The following is a 22,397-nucleotide window of genomic DNA, read 5'->3' as shown; positions in this document are numbered from 1 at the left end:
AGCAGGCAGCCCAATGACCGATACGATCCGTTCCACTTGTCCTTACTGCGGCGTTGGCTGTGGGGTTCTGCTGACCCCACAAGGCAATGGTGCATTGAAGGTTGAGGGTGACCCAGAGCATCCGGCCAACTATGGTCGGCTGTGCTCCAAAGGGCTTGCTTTGGGGGATACGGTATCTCTTGATGGTCGTCTGCTGGCGCCGAAAGTCGACGGCAAAACCGCAAAATGGGACGACGCTCTGCAATTGGTTGCAGACAAGTTCAAAGACACTATCGCAGAGCATGGCCCTGACAGCGTTGCCTTTTACGTGTCTGGTCAATTGCTGACCGAGGATTACTACGTCGCCAACAAGCTGATGAAAGGGTTCATCGGCTCGGCAAATATCGACACCAATTCACGCCTTTGCATGGCATCAACAGTCGCAGGCCATAAGCGCGCTTTCGGGACCGATACTGTACCCGGGACATACGAAGATCTAGAGCTTGCAGACTTGGTGGTGTTGGTGGGATCAAACCTCGCTTGGTGCCACCCGGTGCTTTACCAACGTCTTGCGGCTGCAAGGGCGAAACGCGGCACCAAAGTTGTCGTCGTTGATCCGCGCCGTACATCTACCTGCGATATTGCCGACTTGCACCTAAAACTCGCTCCAGGTGGCGATGCGGCGCTATTCAATGGGTTGCTGGCACATTTGGCCGATCAGGGTGAAATAGACGCTGAATTTGTCTCCCAGCATGTGAACGGATTTGATGCAGCGCTTGAGACGGCTCGCGCTGAAGACTTGAGCCTGACCGGACTGACTGAAGCAGATCTCGCAACCTTTTATGATATGTTCACGAAGACCAAAAAGACGGTCACCGTGTTCAGTCAGGGCATTAACCAATCCTCTTCTGGCACGGAAAAAGTCAATTCGATCATAAATTGCCATCTGGCCACAGGACGCATCGGCTTGCCGGGAAGTGGGCCGTTTAGCGTGACGGGCCAGCCGAATGCTATGGGCGGGCGCGAGACTGGCGGGCTGGCAAATATGCTTGCCGCGCATTTGGATCTTGAGAACGCCCAACACCGTGATGCAGTCAAATCCTTCTGGAACGCGCCTGAAATGCCCGAGGCTGCTGGTCTCAAAGCGGTCGATATGTTTGACGCCCTCGCAGCGGGCAAGATCAAGGCGCTGTGGGTGGCATGCACGAACCCTGTAATCTCATTGCCCAACGCCAATCTCGTGGAAGAGGCGATCAAGAACTGTCCGTTCACTGTGGTCAGTGATCTGAGCGATCAAACCGATACGGCGCGCTTGGCTGACGTGGTCTTGCCTGCCTTAGGTTGGGGCGAGAAAAGCGGCACAGTTACCAATTCTGACCGTACGATCAGCCGCCAACGTATGGCGCTGGCACACCCAGGTGAAGCGCGCCCAGATTGGGAGATCTTCTCCGAAGTGGGACGCCGCATGGGGTGGGAAGAGGCGTTTGACTACCGCAATGAGGCCCAGATCTTCCGCGAACATGCGGCGCTGTCCAAAGTCGCTGGCGATTTCGGCAAGGACTTCGACATCTCTGCGCTGTCAGACATTTCCGATGAAGACTTTGATGGTTTTGAACCGCAGAAATGGCCGATCACGGCCGCACGCGAAGGCGGACGGTTCTTTGCAGATGGGAAGTTCTTCACGCCAACGGGAAAAGCGAACATGTTGGCGGTCAACGCACGCGCACCGCAAGCGGAGTTGGATGAAGAATACCCATTGCGTTTGAACACCGGTCGCCAAAGGGACCAGTGGCACACCATGACTCGGACTGGGCGGTCCTCGAAGCTTTCCAAGCACCTTGCGGAGCCGTTCCTGCAAATCAATCCAGAAGACGCTCTGGCGTGCGGTTTGAAAGATGCCGATCTTGCTGTTGTCAAAGGGCGCGCGGGCGAAGCGATTTTCCGGGTCTGGATTACCGAGGATGTTGCCAAGGGAAGCCCATTTGTACCGATCCACTGGACCTGCCAAACCGCGGCGGCCTCAACGGTATCAAAGATCATTCCGGCTATTGTAGACCCTTTCTCCGGTCAGCCAGAAAGCAAATCCGCCGCGGTCAACATCACCAAGTTCACAGCTGATTGGTACGCCTTCGCGATTTCCGCCAACGCGTTTGAGACAACGTCCGACTACTGGGCAAAGGTCCCGGCAGAAGGGGGCTGGCGTGCTGAAATGGCAGGATCTGGCGAGCTTGATTGGCAAGCCTACAGCCAAGAGCTGTTCGGAACTTTAAAAGAACCGATGGTCATGGTGGACCAGTCAACGGGCCTTCATCGATTGGCCTTCTTTGAGGACGGAAAACTGTCAGCAGCTTTGTTTGTCAGCCCTGAACCTGTGGCTGTCGCACGGGAATACGTGATTGGTTTGTTGGGATCGGACGCGATCAATGTATTGGCCGCTCGCCCAGGGCAAGACGTGAAAGACCCCGGCCCGACGGTTTGTTCCTGCATGAATGTGGGCCGCAACCAAATCCTAGATGCTATCCCTGTTGAAGGTGGTGCGACCGTTGATTTGATCGGTGAGCTAACGGGTGCTGGAACCAATTGCGGCTCTTGCCGCGCTGAAGTCGCGCAGTTGATCGCGCAGCACAGTCCCCGGATGGCAGCGGAATAGAGCCACAAATCTAAAGCAAAGCGCTATTGTCCTTGTATGATGGCGCTTTCCCATTCTTTCAGGAAGTTACGTCTTTTAAGTCGATCCAGATAAGTCATCAAAGCGGGTTCGAGCGCTATGTTGGATCGACCTGTAACCGCATTCTCGACGTCTAAAGGAGGCAAGGGCATGTTGTTGTCGGTGCTTCCGGTTTGCAGCGAGATCAAGTGCTGTACGAAGTCCTCAGCAATTTGCGGTTGAGAGCTTTGGGCACTGACTAAGGCTGTTCGCATCATGGTGGTTGGAAAGTCTGATGGCAGAACAATCTGAAGCTGGTCAGATGTGTCTTGGCGAGCCTTTGCGTAGCTGCCCAGCACATTATAAGCCACCGCTAATTCGCCTGTAACCAAGTCGTCAATCATCGCACTGGAGCAGCAATAGAGCCGTGCCTTTAGGCTTCCCATAACTTCGGTGAGGCGCCAATAGGTCTCAGAGGCGCGCGCGTCTTGGGTGGCGAAAAGGTAGCCAAGGCCAGATTCCCTGACATCATAGGTTCCAATTCGGCCCGAAAACTCTTCTGGGCGGTCTCGCATGGCTTGGATCAGCTCTTGCCGTGTCTGGGGAATGCGGCCATCCGGAAACGCTTTTTTGTTCATCACGATCGCGGCGGGTTCGGTGGTGAAGGCAAATAGGCTTGATCGCCATTTGGCCCAGTCCGGCAGCCCATCGACTGTAAGCTCTTTTGCAAACCCATCGTTGGCGAGTTTGAGCTGCAGATCCATGGCGCTGGAAATGACCACGTCATAGCCCGACGGGTTCTCACGCACGATCCTGTTCAATTCGGCGGTGCTGGTCACAAAATAGGAGATTGCAACAGACGGCGATTTTGCGACGAAGGTCTCGATGACGGGTGCAAAAAAAGACGTGTCCGTGCTGGAGATGACGCGCAAAGTTGATTGCGCGCCTTCATTGCCAAAGCGCGCTTCTTCCTCCCATTCTTGACCCAAGGCGAACGCTGGGATGAGCGTTAAGATTAGAAGGATAAAGTAACGCATGCGCCGCCCTCCGCGTGGTTGGCGAGAACCAGATGTCCACCATGAGCGATCACGACATCCTGAGCGATTGTAAGACCCAGGCCTGAACCCGTAATGCCTTCTGAGTTAGAGCCGCGCGTAAAGCGGTCTGCCAGCATTGCCATGTTGTTTTCCGGGAAACCAGGGCCTTCATCTCGGATCGCAATGCGATCTTCTGCCGAATTAGAAACTGATATTGTGATGTCGCTTTCTGCTGGAGAATATTTCAATGCGTTGTCGATCACATTGCGGATCGCGTTTTGCAGAAGAATTGCGTCTCCTTGCACATTAACTGTTTCTGGACAGCGAATTTGAAGTCTGACGTCTTTCATTTCGGCGATCGGTGTGAGGCTGCGGACGAGTTCCCCTACCAATTCACCCAGGTCTAGGTCCTGTTTGTCTAAATGGTCCGCTCTGAAGGTGATCATTGCGTGATCCAGCAATTGTCCAGCAGCGCGGGAGCTTTCGTCGATGGCTTTGACCATGGACCGTAACGCATGACGGTTTTCGGGTTTTCCCACACGTTGCAAAGTTGCCTCTGCGTAGCTGCGGACCGTGGCCAACGGCGTGCGAACGCGGTGAGCGGCTTCTGCGATGAAGTCCTCGGACTGGCTAAGAGATTGATCCAAGCGACCCATAAGGTTGTTCAGTGACGCAACCAACGGCTCCATCTCAGTTGGAACGGGTTGCTCGAAGGGGCGCAGGTCTTGAGGCCCGCGTCGAGTCACCGACGATGTGAGGCGCTTGAGCGGGCCGATGGTCGTCGAAGTCGCCCAAAAAGACAAAGCGGTGGCAAGTAAGAAGAACCCGGCCCCAAACCCTGCAGCGTTGCGTGAAATGCGATTGAGGGTCACCTCTAGGGCGTCTTGGGTTTGCGCGACAGAGACTGAAATCACGGTTGTGACTTGCGCGCCGATCAGCGTGCGCGCGGCACTTGCGACGCGCACTTCGGCGTTTTGAAGCGTCGCGGTTCCGAAACGATGATCCGCATCGGGTATTGGGTCGCTGTGAAAAAGGGTGTCGTAGCCAGAGATCAACTCATCATCTTGATAGATGGCGTAGAAGACTCGGTCGTCTGAGTCCGTGCTGAGCATTGAGAAGGATGCGTAAGGGAAATCGACCTCTACTTCGCCGTCGCGCAGAATGGCTGCGTCCAAAATGGATGTCACAGAGGCGGCGAGAATGCTGTCCTGCCCCTGCTGCGCGATTTGCGCGGCATAGCTTCGCACGACCAGGTAGAGCAAGATTGCCAAGACCGCCGCGCCGCCGATCAAAGTGATCGCCAATCGATCCCTGAGAGATCGGATGATGCCGACGCGGTTATTCATGATCCAGCCGGTAGCCAAGTCCGCGTAGTGTGGTGATTTTCACGCGCGTATTTTCAAGATGTTTGCGAAGGCGGCCGATATAGACCTCTACTGCGTTTTCCGACACATCGTCGTCGTAGGAAAACAACCGGTCCACCAGTTTGGTTTTCGGGAAAATCTGCCCCGGTGCGTTCATGAGCAGTTCCAAAAGACGTAGTTCGCGGTTGCGCAACGAGATCACCTGATCTCGGATCGACAGGTTGCCCGCGACCGGGTCAAGCGCCACGTCGCCGAGTTGAACGATGGTTTTTGCGTTGCCGGATTTGCGTCGCAGAACCGCGCGACAACGCGCCTTCAGCTCTGCATGATCGAAGGGTTTTGTGACGTAATCATCCGCCCCCAAATCAAGCATACTGATTCTATCAGACACCTGGCTGCGCGCCGTCAGGACGATGACAGGTGTGTCCAATTTCCCTGTGCGATGGCGTTGAAGGAATGTTCGGCCATCCCCATCGGGCAACATGATATCCAGCAAAATCAGGTCGTATTCCCCAACTTCGGAAAACGCCGCCGCATCCTCTAAATTTTCTGCATGATCAATGACATGGCCATCCAGTTGCATCCGCGAACAAATCGCGTTTGCGAGCTCTACATTGTCTTCCACAAGCAGGAATTTCATCGCCGGAGAATGCCTTTTTTCGCCGTGACAGGTTTGTGTCAGGTTGGTCTGTTTGTCTTTCTCAACTGAACCGCGAACCGGTCAGTTGTCAAATGGGAGGACATTCATGACACTTAAATTCGCTCGCCGCGCCGTATTGGCGTCGGCCGTCGCCGCCATGACTTTTGGCTCATCCGCAATTGCTGGTGGGCATCAAGTTGTGGACAGCATTCACTTCCTCATTCCAGGTGGCGCCGGTGGCGGCTGGGATGGGACCGCGCGTGGCACGGGTGAAGCCCTTACGAAGGCTGGCCTCGTCGGCAACGCGTCTTACGAAAACATGTCCGGTGGCGGTGGCGGTAAGGCCATTGGCTACTTGATCGAAAACGCAGACAGCAACCACGGAACATTGATGGTGAATTCCACACCCATCGTAATCCGTTCCCTGACAGGCGTATTCCCGCACAACTTCCGTGATCTGACCCTCGTGTCCGGCACAATCGGTGACTACGCCGCGATTGTTGTTGGCAAGGACAGCCCGATCAATTCTATGGCGGATTTGATCGCAGCCTACGACTCTGATCCTGCGAAAACTGCAATTGGCGGTGGCTCTGTTCCGGGCGGCATGGATCACCTCGTTGCAGCAATGGTGATGGAAGCCGCTGGTAAAGACGCGCTTGGCGTAAAGTACATTCCGTATGACGCGGGCGGTAAAGCTATGGCCGCTCTGCTGTCTGGTGAAATCGCAGCGCTGTCCACCGGGTTCTCTGAAGCCGTGGATCTGTCCAATGCAGGCGAAGTCAAAATCATCGGCGTCACGTCTGACGACCGCGTTTCTGCGGCACCTGACGCGATGACCATGAAAGAGCAGGGTATCGATACAACCTTCGTGAACTGGCGCGGTTTCTTCGCGGCCCCTGGTCTGCCTGAAGACAAGCTGACCATGTATCAGGACGCGATTGCGAAAATGTACGAGACACCAGAGTGGGAAGAAGTGCGCGGCCGTAATGGTTGGGTCAACATCCACAATCCAGGCGACGACTTCAAATCCTTCTTGGAAGGCCAAGAGCAGGTCATCGGTGATCTGATGAAGAAGCTCGGCTTCCTGTAAGTCATCGAAAACACTTTAGGCAGAGCGGGGGACCGCTCTGCCTTTTTTAAAGGGGGGATACGACAGTGGCACTCGATCGCTGGATTGCACTAATTTTGCTGGGGATATGCCTAGCCTATGGCTATACAGCCTGGTTCACGATGGATGCCGGGCTTGCGCCATTCATGCGCCGCGCGCCGATTTGGCCGAGCACATTTCCAAAGGTTCTGTCCGTTTTGGCCATAGTTGCCTGTTTGATCATCTTGCTGGGACTAGAGAAATCTGAGCCCAAAGAGGCAGATATCGATTATCGGCGCTTGGGTGAATACCATCTGGGGCAAGCGGTTTTGTTATTGGTTTTGATGGTGGTCTATGCCCTTTGCCTTCGTCCGCTGGGCTTTCTGTTTTCGACCGTTGGTTTCTTGATGATCGGTTCGGCCATTTTGGGCGAACGCAAATGGGTCATCATGGCGTTGGTGTCCATCATCGCCACCGGCGTCGTTTGGTATTTGGTGCAAGAGGTGCTGGGCATTTACATGCGACCACTGCCCGGTTTCATCGGAGGTTGAGATGCTTGAAGGACTTCTGATTGGCCTGCAAACGGCTCTATCCCTGCAGAATTTGCTTATGGTGATCGGCGGGTGTTTGATCGGCCCCCTTATCGGAATGCTGCCCGGTCTGGGCCCCATGTCGATCATTGCCATTATGATTCCGGTCGCGATCTCGATGGGCGACCCGTCAGCAGCATTGATCTTATTGGCTGGCGTTTACTACGGCGCGATTTTTGGCGGCTCGACATCGTCCATCCTGCTGAATGCGCCCGGTGTCGCCGGAACTGTTGCGTCGAGTTTTGACGGCTACCCCATGGCGAAACAAGGCAAGGCCGGGAAGGCTTTGACCGTCGCGGCGATTGCGAGTTTTGCAGGCGGCACGATTGGCGCAGTGCTCTTGATGGTGTTTGCGCCGGCTTTGTCATCGGTCGCGCTGCTGTTTCACTCTGCTGAATACTTCGCGCTGATGGTCGTTGGCCTGTCGGCTATCGCAGCCTTTGCGGGCACTGGTCAGGTGGCTAAAGCGATGCTGATGACGCTGCTTGGCCTGATCATGGCGACTGTGGGCGAAGGTGCATTGTTCAACCTCCCGCGCTTCACGATGGGTATCATGGATCTGCAGTCAGGATTTGGATTCATTACCCTTGCAATGGCGATGTTTGCATTGCCTGAGGCATTGTTCCTTGTGCTTAAGCCAAAAGTTATGGCTGAGGGCGATGACGGTGAAATCAAGGATCTGCGCATCACGCGGTCAGAGGCAAAGTCGATTGCGCCGGTTGTCGGACGGCAGTCTATTCAGGGCTTCTTCATTGGTGTTTTGCCCGGCGCCGGCGCGACAATCGCGAGCTTCTTGGGCTATGCCGTTGAACGTAACATCGCCACGAAAGAAGAGCAGGATGAGTTTGGCAAAGGTTCCATCAAGGGCCTTGCTGCGCCGGAGACTGCAAACAACGCGGCGTGTACCGGTTCCTTTGTACCCTTGCTGACATTGGGTATTCCGGGTTCTGGTACAACGGCAATCCTGTTGGGTGCTTTGATCGCTCTGAACGTGACCCCGGGCCCGCGTCTGATGGTGGATGAGCCACAGGTGTTTTGGGCCGTGATCATGTCGATGTTCATCGGGAACTTGGTGCTGTTGGTGTTGAACCTGCCGCTGATCCCATACATCGCCAAAGTGCTGATGGTGCCGCGCAACTATCTGATCCCGTTTATTTTGTTCTTCACCCTTATGGGGGCCTATATCGGGCAGAATAACGCCACGGAGCTTTTGATGCTGGTTGGCTTTGGGGTGTTTGCGACGGCGCTCAAGTTTGCGGATTACCCGCTCGCGCCGCTGCTGATTGGGTTCATTCTGGGTGGCATGCTGGAGGATAACTTCTCACGGTCTATGCAGCTCTATGATGGCGTTGCGTTCATATGGGAGCGCCCAATGACGCTGGCCCTGTTGGTCGTCGCAGTGTTGTTGGTGCTGCTGCCAAGCTTCCGCGCACGCCGCGCTAAGGCGCGTGCGCAAGGGGTGGCCGAAGGGGACTAAGTGAACTCTCCGCAAAGACATCTCGACAGGCGATCCATTGGGTCGCCTGTTGTCGATAGGGCGTGATGTAACTTGGCGTAGGCAGCTTCGACGGTCATGTCGCGCCCATCAATGACGCCATTTTCCCGCAGAATCGCACCGGCCGCATAAGTCCCAAGCGCCATGCCACCTTCTGGACATTGGCTGACCGCAACCACTGGGATGCCTCGGCTCTGAGCTGTCTGAAGCGCTTTGACGAGACCGTCGCTTTCCGGCGCGGTGCCCGATCCATATGCCCGCAACAGTAACGCGTCGCTATGTTCCGCTGCGTATTGAAACAACTCTGTCGGCATACCGGGAGCCATTGCCAGAATCGCGACGTTATGATCGCCATAGATGTGGTTAGTGAGATGCGTGCCGGGTTGCACTGGCGGACCGCCCCCTTCATTCACGCGGAAAGCATCAAATTGAGTTGAATGCGATTTGCGTGTTCGCGCACCGTGCATAAGCTGGCCAGCAAATTGGACCCACACACCTTTTGGTGCAGAGCTAGACGCGTTTAGAGCATCTCCCAGGTTTGCAGCGCCGTCGTTGCCTTCGACACTTAGTGGAAGCATGGAACCGGTCACAACGATTGGTTTGGTCAGCCCTTCCAGCGCAAAGGCCAACGCTGAGCCAGTGTACGCGAGAGTGTCTGTGCCGTGGGTCACAACGAAGCCGTCGTAGTCGTCGTGTCGATTTGCAATGACTTCGGCAATCCGGCCCCAGTCCGTTGGCGAAGCGTTTGCGCTGTCGATGAGTGGTTCAAGTGGGTAGATATCAATGACGGATGAAACTTCACCGATCGCGTTCAACTTGGCGACCTGCGTTTCAACAACCCCATTTTGCGGGACGACCCCTTTGTCAGAGGCCACCATTCCAATGGTGCCGCCAGTGTGAACGAGTAATACAGCCATGATATTGCCTACGACAGCTACCGGTCGCAATCCAGCCCGATTTCAAGCAAACCGCCAATAACCATTTAGCGATATGAATTGCTTTGATTTTTCGGGATTTTGGTGCCCAGAAGAGGACTCGAACCTCCACGTCCATACGGACACTAGCACCTGAAGCTAGCGCGTCTACCAATTCCGCCATCTGGGCTTAGATGTCGTGTGGGGGGATTTAGAGATACGCGTCAGGGGAGTCAACGCGGATAGTGAAGTTTTTGCAAAATTTATGTAGAGGGCCAAATTGCCACCCAAAAGGTAAGAAGCGCGCGCAGATCCGAATAGAAACTTGTTCGGACAAAAATCGAGCTATAGTTTTAATTTAGGCACAGTTCATCGGAGACCCACAATGTCAAAGCTTGTTACCATCTACGGCGGATCGGGGTTTGTTGGGCGGTATATCGCACGCCACATGGCTCAATTGGGTTGGCGGGTGCGTGTCGCGGTGCGCCGGCCGAATGAGGCGATATTCGTAAAGCCTTACGGTGACGTGGGGCAGGTAGAGCCCGTGCTTTGCAATATTCGTGATGATGCTTCGGTTCTGGCGGCTATGGATGGCGCGGATGCCGTTGTGAATTGTGTTGGTATCCTTGCTGAGGATCGCAAGAACCGGTTTTCGACTGTGCAACACGAAGGCGCAGAACGGATCGCGCGTTTGGCTGCAGATAACGGGATTACGACGATGGTTCAGTTGTCGGCAATTGGGTCTGATGCAGGTTCAGATAGCGATTATGCGCGTTCTAAAGGGCTCGGCGAAGAGGGCGTGCTTAAGCATCAGCCTAATGCAATGATCCTGCGGCCTTCTGTGATTTTTGGCGCTGAAGACGGCTTCTTTAATCGCTTCGCCGCGATGACCAAACTTTCACCGATCCTGCCGCTTGTCGGAGGAAACACCAAGTTCCAGCCCGTCTATGTTGATGATGTGGCGCAGGCTGCAGTGAAAGGAATTCTTGGTGAGGCGAGCGGGATCTATGAGCTTGGTGGGCCTGAAGCGAAACCACTAAGGGCTTGGATTGCCGACATGCTAGGCGTGATCCAGCGTCGCAAACTTGTTCTAAACTTGCCGTTCTTTATTGGCCGTCTCATGGGGCTTGGGTTTGATGTTCTGCAAAAACTCACATTCGGGATCTGGCACAATGGGGTTTTGACGCGCGATCAGGTAAAGCTCCTGCGCCAAGACAACGTGGTTTCCGAAGGTGCGAAAACATTTGCCGATCTCGGTATATCCCCGACTCCTGCATCTGCAGTGGTGGAGGACTATCTGTGGAGATTCCGGCCAACTGGGCAATATGATGCAATAAAAGCATCTGCCAAGAATTTGCAGCCTTAGGTGTAGGCGACGAACAGCAGGATCAGCCCCAAGATTACCCGGTAGATGACGTATGGTGTAAAACTCACTGATTGCAGCAATCGCATCATGAGTTTCAACGCGAGAAGCGCCGACAGGAATGCGAAGGCTGTTGCAATCAATGCATCACGAATCTCTGGGCCGGAAAGTTCTAAGCCCGTGTCCATCAATAGGTAGCCACCGCTGGCAATAATGGCCGGGATGCTCATCAGCATTGCAAGACGGGCGCTGCTTTCGCGATCGTAGCCGAGCGCTCGCGCGCCAGTGATCGTGATGCCCGAGCGGGACGTGCCAGGGATCAAAGCTATCGCCTGCCAGAGTCCCATAATGATGGCATCTCGCATGGACCATTTCTCTGCGGTTTTGACTTCTTGACCGCGCTGGTCCATCCACCAAAGCAGAATACCAAAGCCAAGCATGGTCCAGCCGATGACTGCCATGGAACGCAATGCGTCGTTCAATCCGGTCACCGCTAGGAATACGCCGAAAATGATGACTGGAATTGTTGCAATGATGAGGAGTAGCGAGAGCTTTGCACCGGCATCCTCGCGCTCTCCTCTTGCGAGTTTTGGAATGCCTAGGAGCGCGAGTCTGACATCCTTCCAGAAATAGAGCACCACCGCGCCGAGCGTGCCAACATGGACTGCAACATCGAGGAATTGTCCTTGATCTTCGGTGCCCAAAGCGTTCGGGAGCAGGATGAGGTGCCCTGAAGAGGAGATCGGAAGGAACTCTGTAATGCCTTGCACGACCGCAAGAAGAATCAGGTGATATAGGGCCATCGAATTTTCCAAATCTATCAACTACATCGTATAAACGAGCGCAAAAATTAAAAAAGAGCGGATTTAAGTCCGACTCGGACCAAAAATTTGCGGTTGTTTCGCGGGTCGAGGGCGAAAAAGTTGGAAATTCCGAAATAAAGGTCAGTATTTTTGACTTTTATAATTCTGACGGTTACTTTACACAGCGCAAGCACCATGAATCGCAGGAGGCAGTTACCGTGGCGGAGCAACCTATGCTGAAATTCGTAACCGTAGATCGGGATATGCCGACAAAGCGGGACGCGGACCAGCGCAATAAAGACTTCAATGAGATTTATGCGGCCTACGCGGAAGCCAAGGCTGAAGAACAAGCGAGTCGCTGTTCGCAATGTGGCGTGCCATATTGCCAGTCCCATTGCCCTCTGCACAACAACATTCCGGATTGGTTGCGTTTGACTGCGACTGGTCGTTTGGAAGAAGCTTATGCGGTATCGCAAGCCACCAACACCTTCCCGGAAATCTGCGGTCGTATCTGTCCGCAAGACCGCCTGTGTGAAGGCAACTGTGTGATTGAACAGTCCGGCCACGGAACTGTCACTATCGGTGCGGTAGAGAAATACATCACTGACACCGCTTGGGAAGAAGGTTGGGTCAAGCCTGTTACGCCACAAACAGAGCGCCCCGAGTCCGTTGGTATCATTGGTGCCGGACCTGGTGGTTTGGCTGCTGCAGACATGCTGCGACGCGAAGGTGTGCAGGTTACGGTCTATGACCGTTATGACCGCGCAGGTGGATTGCTGACCTACGGTATCCCGGGCTTTAAACTTGAAAAAGATGTCGTCATGCGCCGCAATGAACAGCTGGAAGCAGGCGGCGTTAAGTTCAAGATGAACTGTGAAATCGGCAAAGACATTTCGTTTGAAGAAATCCGCAACGCACATGACGCGGTGATCATTGCGACTGGTGTCTATAAGTCCCGTGATCTGCAAGGACCGGGTTCTGGCGCTCAGGGTATTGTCAAAGCAATCGATTATCTCACCGCGTCCAACCGTCTGAGCTTTGGCGACACCGTACCTGAAATCGACAGCGGCGAGCTGAATGCAGAAGGCAAAAAGGTTGTGGTGATCGGCGGTGGTGATACGGCGATGGACTGTGTGCGCACAGCAATCCGCCAGGGCGCTGAAAGCGTGAAGTGTCTATACCGTCGCGACCGCGCAAATATGCCGGGTTCGCAGCGCGAAACACAGAACGCAGAAGAAGAAGGCGTCGTGTTCGAATGGCTCGCAGCGCCGAATGGCTTCACCGGCGATCCTGTGAACGGTGTGAAGGTGCAGCGGATGCGCTTGGGTCAGCCCGATGCGTCTGGGCGTCAAAGCCCAGAAGTCATCGAGGGTGCCGACTATGTGGAAGAGGCGGATCTGGTGATCAAAGCGCTGGGCTTTGAGCCAGAAGACCTACCAACGCTTTGGAACCAGCCTGAGCTGGAAGTGACCCGGTGGGGTACCGTGAAAGCTGCCTTTACGACCGGCGCGACCGACATGGATGGCGTTTACGCCGTTGGCGACATCGTGCGTGGTGCTTCGCTTGTTGTTTGGGCGATCCGTGACGGCCGTGATTGCGCCGAAGCGATCCTGAAACGATTTGAAAACGCCAAAGCGATCGCCGCTGAGTAATTCAATTGAATTGTTGCGAGAGGAACCGTGGCACGGGCCGCGCTCTCGCAGCTGATGTGACCCTCCGAGAAGGCAGGTACAGACATGACAAAATATGATGAAAATTGGGTCCGCGCTGAGGAAGCAAAGCGGGCATATATGGCCGAGAATGGCCTTTACAATGAAACCGAAGAACACTCCTCTTGCGGTGTTGGCTTGGTTGTCGCCGTGGACGGTAAGAAAAGCCGTAAAGTCGTCGAAGCAGGCATTGATGCGCTGAAAGCCATCTGGCACCGCGGTGCCGTCGACGCTGACGGAAAAACCGGTGACGGCGCGGGTATCCACGTCCAGATCCCGGTGCCATTCTTCTATGACCAAATTCGCCGCACCGGCCACGAGCCAGCAATGGACGAGATGATCGCTGTGGGTCAGGTGTTCCTACCACGCACCGATTTTGGCGCGCAAGAGACCTGCCGAACCATTGTGGAATCTGAGGTTCTGCGCATGGGTTATCGGATCTATGGCTGGCGTCACGTGCCCGTGGACATCACATGCTTGGGTGAGAAGGCGAACGCCACACGTCCTGAAATTGAGCAGATCCTGATCTCCAACTCTAAAGGCGTTGATGAGGATACATTCGAGCGTGAGCTTTATGTGATCCGCCGCCGTATTGAAAAAGCGGCTGCAAGCCGTGGTGTGGGTGAGCTCTATATCGCATCGCTGTCCTGCCGTTCCATCATCTACAAAGGCATGATGCTGGCGGAGCAGGTGGCTGTCTTCTATCCTGACTTGGAAGATGAGCGCTTTGAGTCCGCATTCGCGATTTACCACCAACGTTACTCGACCAACACCTTCCCGCAATGGTGGCTTGCGCAGCCATTCCGCATGTTGGCGCATAACGGCGAGATCAACACGCTGAAGGGCAACCTGAACTGGATGAAGAGCCATGAGATTCGCATGGCGTCTGACTACTTCGGTGAACTCGCTGACGACATCAAACCAATCGTGCCGGGTGGAGCATCTGACTCCGCGGCCTTGGACGGTGTTTTCGAAGTCTTCGTACGCGCTGGCCGTTCCGCGCCGATGGCGAAGACCATGTTGGTTCCTGAAAGCTGGTCCAAACAGGCGGTGGAACTGCCGAAGTCTTGGATCGACATGTACTCCTACTGCAACTCTGTGATGGAACCATGGGATGGCCCTGCAGCCTTGGCGATGACCGATGGCCGTTGGGTTTGCGCGGGCCTTGATCGGAATGGTCTGCGTCCAATGCGTTATGTGGTGACTGGCGATGGGCTGCTGATCTCAGGCTCGGAAGCAGGCATGGTGCCGATCGATGAAGCCACTGTCGTTGAAAAAGGCGCTTTGGGTCCGGGACAAATGATCGCCGTAGATATGGCCGAGGGCAAGCTCTACAGCGATACCGAAATCAAAAACAAACTGGCCAACGCGCGCCCTTATGGCGATTGGGTCGGTAAAATCCGTGATTTGGATACCGAGTTGAGCAAGGTGACAGAGAAACCTCTGTTTACCGGTGACGCATTGCGGTCGCGCCAGATCGCAGCTGGCTACACGGTCGAAGAGCTTGAACAAATCCTTGCGCCTATGGCAGAGGATGCAAAGGAAGCTTTGGCTTCTATGGGCGACGACACGCCAAGCGCTGTACTTTCAAATAAGTACCGTCCACTGAGCCACTTCTTCCGTCAGAACTTCTCTCAGGTAACAAACCCGCCAATCGACTCTTTGCGCGAATACCGCGTGATGTCTTTGAAAACACGGTTCGGCAACCTGAAGAACGTATTGGACGAGGACGGAAGCCAAACAGAAATCATCATGCTGGACAGCCCATTCATCGGGAACGCCCAGTTTGAAGCGTTGCTCAAGGCTTTTGATGACAACGTCGTTCGGATCGACTGTACTTTCCCGCAAGGCGGTGAACAGGGCGCGTTGCGTGAGCATCTGGAACGCATTCGGGAAGAAGCAGAAGATGCGGTTCGCGCAGGCGCTGGCCATATCGTTCTGACTGACGAAGATCAGGGCGAAGACAAAGTGGCGATGCCGATGATCCTTGCCACATCTGCGGTGCACAGCCACCTGACCCGCAAGGGCCTGCGGACTTTCTGCTCGCTGAACGTGCGCTCCGCAGAATGTATCGACCCGCATTACTTTGCCGTTCTGATCGGCTCCGGTGCGACTGTTGTGAACGCGTATTTGGCAGAGGATTCCCTTGCGGATCGCATCCAGCGTGGCCTGCTTGAAGTGGACCTGACAACAGCAGTGTCTCGTTACCGCGAGGCGATTGATGCCGGTCTTTTGAAGATCATGGCGAAGATGGGTATCTCTGTCATTTCCTCCTATCGCGGTGGCCTGAACTTTGAGGCGGTGGGCCTGTCCCGCGCTATGGTCGCTGAGTTCTTCCCGGGTATGACTTCGCGCATTTCCGGTATCGGTGTGTCCGGTATTCAGACCAAGGTCGAGGAAGTACATGCGAAGGGCTTCTTGTCCGAGCAGAACATTCTGCCAATCGGTGGTTTCTACAAAGCACGGAAATCTGGTGAGACCCACGCGTGGGAAGCTCAGACAATGCACATGATGCAGGCAGCTTGTAACCGTGCGTCTTTCGAGCTTTGGAAACAGTATTCCGCAAAGATGCAGGCGATGCCGCCGATCCATTTGCGCGACCTGCTCGATATCAAAGCCATCGGCAAACCAGTTCCAATTGAAGAAGTGGAATCGATCACTTCGATCCGTAAGCGTTTTGTGACGCCGGGCATGTCTTTGGGCGCTCTGTCTCCAGAGGCGCACAAGACCCTGAACGTGGCCATGAACCGCATCGGTGCGAAGTCTGACTCCGGTGAAGGCGGTGAAGATCCAGCGCACTTTGTGCCAGAGCCGAATGGTGACAACCCTTCTGCGAAGATCAAGCAGGTTGCGTCTGGTCGTTTTGGTGTGACAGCCGAGTATCTGAACCAGTGTGAAGAGCTGGAAATCAAGGTTGCTCAAGGTGCGAAGCCGGGTGAGGGCGGCCAGCTGCCGGGTATGAAGGTCACCGACCTGATTGCGCGCCTGCGTCACTCCACCAAAGGCGTGACCCTGATTTCGCCTCCGCCGCACCACGATATCTATTCCATCGAAGACTTGGCGCAGCTGATCTACGACCTGAAACAGATCAACCCGACTGTGAAGGTGACTGTGAAGCTGGTGGCGTCTTCTGGCGTTGGCACCATTGCGGCAGGTGTGGCGAAGGCGAAAGCCGACGTTATCCTGATCTCTGGCCACAACGGTGGTACAGGCGCGTCCCCAGCGACCTCGATCAAATACGCGGGTCTGCCATGGGAAATGGGTCTGACCGAAGCGCACCAAGTGCTGTCCATGAACAACCTGCGTGAGCGGGTCACTTTGCGGACCGATGGTGGCCTTCGCACCGGTCGTGACATCGTCATGGCGGCGATGCTGGGCGCCGAAGAATACGGTATCGGTACGGCTGCATTGATTGCGATGGGCTGTATTATGGTCCGCCAGTGTCAGTCGAACACCTGCCCAGTTGGCGTTTGTACTCAGGACGAAGCGCTGCGCGATAAGTTCACCGGAAATGCGGACAAGGTTGTGAACCTGATCACATTCTACGCACAAGAAGTGCGCGAGATCCTCGCGTCCATCGGCGCGCGTTCTTTGGATGACGTGATCGGTCGTGCGGATCTGCTGGCACAGGTGTCTCGTGGCTCCGCTCATCTGGATGACTTGGACCTGAACCCGCTGTTGATCACCGTCGATGGTGCATCTGAGATCGTTTACAACCGCGACAAAGACCGTAACGCGGTTCCAGATACTCTGGATGCCGAAATCGTTCGTGATGCGGCGCGCTTCTTGCAAGATGGTGAGAAGATGCAACTGTCCTATGCGGTCCAGAACACGCACCGGACTGTCGGGACACGCACATCGAGCCACATCGTTCAGAACTTCGGCATGCGGAATAACCTGCAAGAAGACCACCTGACGGTGAAACTGACGGGTTCTGCCGGTCAATCCTTGGGTGCCTTTGCGGCGCCGGGTCTGAAGATCGAAGTCTCTGGTGATGCCAACGACTACGTCGGCAAGGGCTTGTCCGGTGGTACGGTTGTTGTACGTCCGCCGATGCACTCTCCGTTGACTGCAGCCGACAATACAATCATCGGCAACACTGTGCTTTATGGCGCGACCGACGGTCATCTCTTTGCGGCTGGCCGTGCCGGTGAAAGGTTTGCGGTCCGTAACTCTGGTGCGAAAGTGGTGATCGAGGGCTGTGGCGCGTGTGGTTGTGAATACATGACCGGCGGTATTGCCGTGATCCTTGGCACGATCGGCGCAAACTTCGGCGCAGGCATGACCGGTGGTATGGCCTACTTGTATGATCCTGAAGGCGAAGCAGAAGCGTTGATGAACAAAGAAACGCTTGTGACTTGCCCAGTCACAGTCGCGCATTGGGAAGATCAACTTAAGGGTCTTGTTGAGCGGCATCTGGCTGAAACTGGGTCTCGCAAAGCTGCAGATATCTTGCAGCACTGGGAGAGCGAGAAAGCGCATTTCGTTCAGGTCTGTCCGAAAGAAATGCTGAACAAAATTGCTCATCCTTTGAGCGAGGAAGCAACAGCGATCCCAGCTGAGTAATCTAAAATATAATGAAAAAGCCTCGCAATTTGCGGGGCTTTTTTGTGCCTTGCGTTCGGCGAGACTCTCCCTATGCGAGTATCGCCACAATTTTTGCATGATATTATGTTAACGATGATTCATGCGTTTGAATTCGGCCATCATATCCCTGATCGCATTCGCGTTCTTTGCAGCCACGCCGGCCTATTCCGGGCAGTGTGGCTATAAAGAGTGTTGGGGCGCGATTGGTCTGAGTCGGACTGGCGATACGGTCGTTTCAATATCCCATTGGTCCGAGGCGCGCGCCTTTAAAGCAGCGCAGGAAAACTGCGGTTGGAATTGTGCCGAGATGCGTACCTTCAAAAACGCCTGTGCCTCTATCGCACAGGGAAAAAATGGGAGCTGGACTTGGGCGAAAGGGCGCGACCGCAAGGATGCGGAACAGATTGCGCATCGCCTTTGCTCAAACCAATCCCACGCTTGCAAAACGCTGGTGTCTGCCTGCTCTCGGTAAACGAGAAGCCAGCGCAGCATCTTGCTTCACCGCTTCGCTTTGACTATGCCAAATGGGAAGAGCAGCGGTTGAATCATGGCTAAAACGTCAAGCACAAAGAAGAAAACCAAAAAGAAAGCACCAGCAAAAGAGACTTGGCGCAAACGCCAGGCCAAGCGGCTACGACGCATTCTGTTTCGAGCTGCTATTTGGTCTTTTTCGCTCTTTATCTTCGCAATATTAGCATTCACTTTGTTCAACCCCCCCACCACGTGGACCATGCAGAGCGAGAAGGCTCGGCTTGGGCGGTTGGACCATCAATGGGTGCCAATTGAAGAAATTGCGCCGGTCATGGCGCGCTCGGTTGTGGCTGCGGAAGACGCCAATTTCTGCGACCATTGGGGTTTTGACGTGAACGCCATTCGCGCTGCGATCGAAGAGGGCGGCAGCCGCGGCGCATCGACGATCAGTCAGCAAGTCGTCAAGAATGTCTACCTCTGGCAAGGGCGTAGTTGGGTGCGCAAGGCCTTAGAAACAGCCATTACACCTTTCGTCGAGATGGCCTGGAGCAAACGCCGGATTGTTGAAGTCTACCTCAACATCGCTGAATTTGACGAAGGGGTCTTTGGAGTAGAAGCGGCGGCGCGCCACTATTTTGGCGTAGGACCGGAAGCATTGAGCGCCAGCCAGGCCGCGCGTTTGGCAATGGTGCTGCCAAACCCAAGGGGCCGCTCTGCGTCTCGACCAACATCTGCCCAAATCAAGCGCGCGTCTTCCATCATTGATGGCGCGGCCACCATCAACAAAGACGGTCGCGCGGACTGCTTTCAATAGCGATCTTTCACCTTTGAAGAGATTAGCGAGTTGAAACCGACCCAAGATTTGGGCAATTAGAGATAAGTTTCATTTCAATTTGGTTCTCCAATGGCCCGTTTGTTTCACGCACCGCTCTCTCCATTCTGCCGCAAGGTCCGCCTAAGTCTCGCGGAGAAAAAGATTGAATGTGAGCTGGTGGAAGAGCGGTATTGGGAACAGGATCCAGATTTCATGCGTCGCAATCCGGCAGGAAAAGTGCCGATCTTGAAAATCGACGGAAAGATCCTCACGGAAAGCGCAGCGATATGCGAATATCTTGAAGAGCTGCACCCTGAGCCATCATTGATGCCCAAATCGCCTGAGGCGCGCCACGAAGTCCGCCGTCTTGTCGGATGGTTTGACGATAAGTTTCACAGCGAAGTCACAAGCAAGCTTTTGAATGAGCGGGTTTATCGAAAGCTACAAGGCACGGGCTATCCGGATAGTTCGAATGTGAAGGCAGGCTCCAAAGCGATCAAATATCACCTCGACTATATGGCGTGGCTCTTGGATCACCGGCGTTGGCTTGCGGGCGATCATATGACCTTGGCGGATTTCGCCGCGGCCGCGCATCTGTCGTCTTTGGATTACATCAGCGATGTGGATTGGAACCGCTCTGAAGCGGTGAAAGATTGGTACGCGAAAATCAAATCACGCCCGGCGTTCCGTTCGCTTTTGGCGGACCAAATCCCTGGCTTCCCGCCGCCAGCCCATTACGCCGATCTGGATTTCTAGATGGGGCAGCGCCGCTCTTTTGGCACTCCAAATCGTTCTGATATAAGATCAAACCAGAGTGACCCAACTCTGGGGAAGGAACAGGCAGCTCTGCTAAAGACGCGACTCATCAACGAAGCGCATGAGATCGGTTTTGATCTATGCCGCATCTGCCGGCCTGATGCCGTTCCGCAGGTGCCAGAGGGCCTGCGCGGGTTTCTTGCCAAGAACTACGAAGGTCAAATGAATTGGCTCGCGGAACGGGTGCATTGGCGGGAAAATCCAGCAGAGCTTTGGCCAGAGGCGAAGTCAGTCATTATGCTGGCGCAAAGCTATTCGCCCGATGAAGATCCACGCATCGTGCATGGCATGCCCGACTGCGGTGCGATTTCGGTCTATGCGCGCAACAAAGACTACCATGATCTGGTCAAAAAACGCCTGAAGCGATTGGCACGGTGGTTGATTGCCGAAGTGGGCGACGAGACACAAGTGAAGGTGTTTGTCGACACAGCGCCAGTGCCCGAGAAACCGTTGGGTCAAGCCGCTGGTCTTGGCTGGCAAGGCAAGCACACGAACCTGCTAAGCCGCGACCTAGGCAGTTGGTTCTTCATCGGGTCGATCTTCACAACGGTTGAGCTTGAAGTTGATGCGCCAGAAGTCAACAATTGTGGATCCTGTACGGCCTGCTTAACCGCATGCCCGACCGACGCTTTCCCGGAACCACACAAGATCGACGCACGGCGCTGCATTTCATACCTCACAATCGAGCACCACGGTCCCGTCGACGAAGATCTGCGCCCGCTGATGGGCAACCGCATCTATGGCTGCGATGACTGCCTTGCCGCCTGCCCCTGGAACAAATTCGCCGTTGAAGCCCGCGAAATTCGCTATCACGCCCGCGACGACCTACGCGCGCCGTCTTTGGCAGAGCTGGCCGCGCTAGATGACACCGAGTTTCGAGCAAAATTCTCTGGCAGTCCGATCAAACGCATCGGCCGCAATCGCTTTGTGCGCAATGTGCTCTACGCCATGGGCAATTCAGGGATTCAAGACTACCTGCTGCAAATTGAAGACCTCATCCAAGATCCAGACGAAACGGTCGCAGACGCAGCGCGCTGGGCAAAAGAGCGCCTCAAATAGAGACGCTCTGTTTTCTTTTTGGCAAAAATATCCCGGGGTGAGGCCGAAGGCCGAGGGGCAGCGCCCCTACTTGGACGCCCGCTTTGGCAAGACCCAGTCCGCGCGGGGGAAGTGACAGGTATAGCCGCCCCTGTTTTTTTCCAGGTAATCCTGATGATACTCTTCCGCATCCCAGAAATCGCTAACCGGCTCTAGTTCCGTGACCACCGGTCCCGGCCAAAGGCCAGAGGCATTCACATCCGCAATAGTGTCTTCGGCAACCGCTTTTTGCGCCTCATCCACGTAGTAAATCGCCGAGCGATAAGACGTGCCAAGATCATTGCCTTGGCGGTTTTTTGTGGTCGGGTCGTGGATCTGGAAGAAAAACTCTAGGATCTCGCGGTAGGACGTCTGCGAAGGATCAAACAGGATCTCGATCCCTTCCGCATGGGTGCCGTGGTTGCGATAGGTCGCGTTTGGCACATCGCCGCCGGTATAGCCTACTTTTGTTGCAAGGACCCCTTTCTGGCGCCGGATCAAATCTTCCATACCCCAGAAACAGCCACCTGCGAGTACAGCGCGTTCACTCATGCCACGTCCTCCACTTGATCCAGATATTTGCCATAACCTTCGGCTTCCATGTCATCGCGATGCACGAAGCGCAAAGATGCAGAGTTGATGCAATAGCGCAATCCTCCGCGGTCCCGGGGCCCATCTGTGAACACATGCCCCAAATGGCTGTCGCCGTGTTTGGAGCGTACTTCAACCCGCACCATTCCATGGGTCGCATCATGATGCTCGGTGACATTGTCGATTGGCTTGGTGAAGCTTGGCCAGCCGCAGCCGCTTTCATATTTGTCAGAGCTTGCAAACAGCGGTTCGCCAGAAACTATATCCACATAGATACCGGGCTCTTTGTTTTTCAAAAGCTTCCCTGTGCCCGGTCGTTCCGTGCCGCTTTCTTGGGTCACCCAGAATTCTTCATCGGACAGGTTCGCGATCGCATCGGGGTCTTTGAAATACGTGGTCATATCGGTCTCCTG

At 54.9% G+C, this 22,397-nt stretch carries 18 protein-coding genes and 1 tRNA gene; 11 read left to right on the top strand and 8 right to left on the bottom strand.

What is annotated here, in order from left to right:
• Nucleotides 1–13 precede the first annotated feature (13 nt).
• Nucleotides 14–2,629: a nitrate reductase gene (locus TA5113_RS01840; RefSeq protein ID WP_058313525.1), complete on the top strand. Its 2,616-nt coding sequence runs from the start codon at nucleotides 14–16 to the stop codon at nucleotides 2,627–2,629.
• Between the two features lie 23 nt (nucleotides 2,630–2,652).
• On the opposite strand, the gene TA5113_RS01835 is transcribed toward TA5113_RS01840, so the two are convergent.
• The 3 genes from TA5113_RS01835 to TA5113_RS01825 are packed head-to-tail and all read right to left on the bottom strand — an operon-like array spanning nucleotide 2,653 to nucleotide 5,667.
• On the bottom strand, nucleotides 2,653–3,663 hold the full coding sequence (locus TA5113_RS01835; protein ID WP_058313524.1) for an ABC transporter substrate-binding protein: 1,011 nt from the start codon (nucleotides 3,661–3,663) through the stop codon (nucleotides 2,653–2,655).
• Entirely contained in the window at nucleotides 3,642–5,009 is a 1,368-nt protein-coding gene (locus TA5113_RS01830; RefSeq protein WP_058313523.1) for a sensor histidine kinase, read from the bottom strand. Before TA5113_RS01830 ends, TA5113_RS01835 begins: the two co-directional genes overlap by 22 nt.
• Complete coding sequence (locus TA5113_RS01825; RefSeq protein ID WP_058313522.1) at nucleotides 5,002–5,667, bottom strand: response regulator transcription factor; 666 nt, start codon at nucleotides 5,665–5,667, stop codon at nucleotides 5,002–5,004. The genes TA5113_RS01830 and TA5113_RS01825 overlap by 8 nt, the downstream gene beginning before the upstream one ends.
• Before the next feature lie 106 nt (nucleotides 5,668–5,773).
• On the opposite strand from TA5113_RS01825, the gene TA5113_RS01820 reads away from it, so the two are divergent.
• The 3 genes from TA5113_RS01820 (at nucleotide 5,774) to TA5113_RS01810 (ending at nucleotide 8,821) form a co-directional block, all read left to right on the top strand.
• Nucleotides 5,774–6,757: a Bug family tripartite tricarboxylate transporter substrate binding protein gene (locus tag TA5113_RS01820; protein ID WP_058313521.1), complete on the top strand. Its 984-nt coding sequence runs from the start codon at nucleotides 5,774–5,776 to the stop codon at nucleotides 6,755–6,757.
• A gap of 65 nt (nucleotides 6,758–6,822) precedes the next feature.
• Nucleotides 6,823–7,305: a tripartite tricarboxylate transporter TctB family protein gene (locus TA5113_RS01815; protein WP_058313520.1), complete on the top strand. Its 483-nt coding sequence runs from the start codon at nucleotides 6,823–6,825 to the stop codon at nucleotides 7,303–7,305.
• A gap of 1 nt (nucleotide 7,306) precedes the next feature.
• Nucleotides 7,307–8,821 carry a tripartite tricarboxylate transporter permease gene (locus TA5113_RS01810; RefSeq protein WP_058316587.1) on the top strand — a complete coding sequence of 505 codons (1,515 nt, stop codon included), beginning with the start codon at nucleotides 7,307–7,309 and terminating at the stop codon, nucleotides 8,819–8,821.
• On the opposite strand, the gene TA5113_RS01805 is transcribed toward TA5113_RS01810, so the two are convergent.
• Nucleotides 8,818–9,756: an asparaginase gene (locus tag TA5113_RS01805; protein WP_058316586.1), complete on the bottom strand. Its 939-nt coding sequence runs from the start codon at nucleotides 9,754–9,756 to the stop codon at nucleotides 8,818–8,820. The two genes, TA5113_RS01810 and TA5113_RS01805, sit on opposite strands and share 4 nt — an antisense overlap.
• A gap of 100 nt (nucleotides 9,757–9,856) precedes the next feature.
• Nucleotides 9,857–9,943, bottom strand: a tRNA-Leu gene (locus TA5113_RS01800).
• A 195-nt stretch (nucleotides 9,944–10,138) separates the two neighbouring features.
• Between TA5113_RS01800 and TA5113_RS01795 the strand changes: the two genes are divergently transcribed.
• Nucleotides 10,139–11,119, top strand: a complete 981-nt coding sequence (locus TA5113_RS01795) for a complex I NDUFA9 subunit family protein (protein ID WP_058313517.1) — start codon at nucleotides 10,139–10,141, stop codon at nucleotides 11,117–11,119.
• Here the strand turns inward: TA5113_RS01795 and TA5113_RS01790 are convergent.
• Nucleotides 11,116–11,919 (bottom strand): undecaprenyl-diphosphate phosphatase, encoded by an 804-nt coding sequence (locus TA5113_RS01790; protein ID WP_058313516.1) that lies wholly within the window; start codon nucleotides 11,917–11,919, stop codon nucleotides 11,116–11,118. The two genes, TA5113_RS01795 and TA5113_RS01790, sit on opposite strands and share 4 nt — an antisense overlap.
• Before the next feature lie 218 nt (nucleotides 11,920–12,137).
• Between TA5113_RS01790 and TA5113_RS01785 the strand changes: the two genes are divergently transcribed.
• From TA5113_RS01785 to queG, 6 genes are all read left to right on the top strand, one after another.
• The gene (locus tag TA5113_RS01785) at nucleotides 12,138–13,571 is read left to right on the top strand and encodes an NAD(P)-dependent oxidoreductase (protein ID WP_058313515.1); all 1,434 of its coding nucleotides are present in this window, start codon (nucleotides 12,138–12,140) and stop codon (nucleotides 13,569–13,571) included.
• Nucleotides 13,572–13,655: 84 nt separating this feature from the next.
• Nucleotides 13,656–18,194: a glutamate synthase large subunit gene (gene gltB, locus TA5113_RS01780; protein WP_058313514.1), complete on the top strand. Its 4,539-nt coding sequence runs from the start codon at nucleotides 13,656–13,658 to the stop codon at nucleotides 18,192–18,194.
• Nucleotides 18,195–18,315: 121 nt separating this feature from the next.
• Nucleotides 18,316–18,687 carry a DUF4189 domain-containing protein gene (locus TA5113_RS01775; protein WP_058313513.1) on the top strand — a complete coding sequence of 124 codons (372 nt, stop codon included), beginning with the start codon at nucleotides 18,316–18,318 and terminating at the stop codon, nucleotides 18,685–18,687.
• A gap of 75 nt (nucleotides 18,688–18,762) precedes the next feature.
• Nucleotides 18,763–19,500, top strand: coding sequence for a monofunctional biosynthetic peptidoglycan transglycosylase (mtgA, locus tag TA5113_RS01770; RefSeq protein WP_058313512.1), 738 nt, complete (start codon nucleotides 18,763–18,765; stop codon nucleotides 19,498–19,500).
• A gap of 90 nt (nucleotides 19,501–19,590) precedes the next feature.
• Nucleotides 19,591–20,256, top strand: coding sequence for an FtsZ-binding protein FzlA (fzlA, locus tag TA5113_RS01765; protein ID WP_058313511.1), 666 nt, complete (start codon nucleotides 19,591–19,593; stop codon nucleotides 20,254–20,256).
• Nucleotides 20,257–21,375, top strand: coding sequence for a tRNA epoxyqueuosine(34) reductase QueG (gene queG / locus TA5113_RS01760; protein ID WP_082625765.1), 1,119 nt, complete (start codon nucleotides 20,257–20,259; stop codon nucleotides 21,373–21,375).
• A gap of 66 nt (nucleotides 21,376–21,441) precedes the next feature.
• Here the strand turns inward: queG and msrA are convergent, their stop codons facing one another.
• Entirely contained in the window at nucleotides 21,442–21,945 is a 504-nt protein-coding gene (msrA, locus tag TA5113_RS01755) for a peptide-methionine (S)-S-oxide reductase MsrA (RefSeq protein WP_058313510.1), read from the bottom strand.
• Entirely contained in the window at nucleotides 21,942–22,385 is a 444-nt protein-coding gene (msrB, locus tag TA5113_RS01750; protein ID WP_058313776.1) for a peptide-methionine (R)-S-oxide reductase MsrB, read from the bottom strand. Before msrB ends, msrA begins: the two co-directional genes overlap by 4 nt.
• Between the last annotated feature and the right edge of the window lie 12 nt (nucleotides 22,386–22,397).

Source organism: Cognatishimia activa, from assembly GCF_001458335.1.
Classification (GTDB): domain Bacteria; phylum Pseudomonadota; class Alphaproteobacteria; order Rhodobacterales; family Rhodobacteraceae; genus Cognatishimia; species Cognatishimia activa.
Note: the sequence above shows the minus strand (reverse complement) of the source record. Positions and strands in the feature narration are given on the sequence as shown.

Excerpts from the sequence above, each read along its gene's own strand:
- TA5113_RS01840 (WP_058313525.1), top strand. The coding sequence starts at position 14 with ATGACCGATACGATCCGTTCCACTTGTCCTTACTGCGGCGTTGGCTGT.
- TA5113_RS01835 (WP_058313524.1), bottom strand. The coding sequence starts at position 3,663 with ATGCGTTACTTTATCCTTCTAATCTTAACGCTCATCCCAGCGTTCGCC.
- TA5113_RS01830 (WP_058313523.1), bottom strand. The coding sequence starts at position 5,009 with ATGAATAACCGCGTCGGCATCATCCGATCTCTCAGGGATCGATTGGCG.
- TA5113_RS01825 (WP_058313522.1), bottom strand. The coding sequence starts at position 5,667 with ATGAAATTCCTGCTTGTGGAAGACAATGTAGAGCTCGCAAACGCGATT.
- TA5113_RS01820 (WP_058313521.1), top strand. The coding sequence starts at position 5,774 with ATGACACTTAAATTCGCTCGCCGCGCCGTATTGGCGTCGGCCGTCGCC.
- TA5113_RS01810 (WP_058316587.1), top strand. The coding sequence starts at position 7,307 with ATGCTTGAAGGACTTCTGATTGGCCTGCAAACGGCTCTATCCCTGCAG.
- TA5113_RS01805 (WP_058316586.1), bottom strand. The coding sequence starts at position 9,756 with ATGGCTGTATTACTCGTTCACACTGGCGGCACCATTGGAATGGTGGCC.
- TA5113_RS01795 (WP_058313517.1), top strand. The coding sequence starts at position 10,139 with ATGTCAAAGCTTGTTACCATCTACGGCGGATCGGGGTTTGTTGGGCGG.
- TA5113_RS01790 (WP_058313516.1), bottom strand. The coding sequence starts at position 11,919 with ATGGCCCTATATCACCTGATTCTTCTTGCGGTCGTGCAAGGCATTACA.
- gltB (WP_058313514.1), top strand. The coding sequence starts at position 13,656 with ATGACAAAATATGATGAAAATTGGGTCCGCGCTGAGGAAGCAAAGCGG.
- TA5113_RS01775 (WP_058313513.1), top strand. The coding sequence starts at position 18,316 with ATGCGTTTGAATTCGGCCATCATATCCCTGATCGCATTCGCGTTCTTT.
- mtgA (WP_058313512.1), top strand. The coding sequence starts at position 18,763 with ATGGCTAAAACGTCAAGCACAAAGAAGAAAACCAAAAAGAAAGCACCA.
- fzlA (WP_058313511.1), top strand. The coding sequence starts at position 19,591 with ATGGCCCGTTTGTTTCACGCACCGCTCTCTCCATTCTGCCGCAAGGTC.
- queG (WP_082625765.1), top strand. The coding sequence starts at position 20,257 with ATGGGGCAGCGCCGCTCTTTTGGCACTCCAAATCGTTCTGATATAAGA.
- msrA (WP_058313510.1), bottom strand. The coding sequence starts at position 21,945 with ATGAGTGAACGCGCTGTACTCGCAGGTGGCTGTTTCTGGGGTATGGAA.
- msrB (WP_058313776.1), bottom strand. The coding sequence starts at position 22,385 with ATGACCACGTATTTCAAAGACCCCGATGCGATCGCGAACCTGTCCGAT.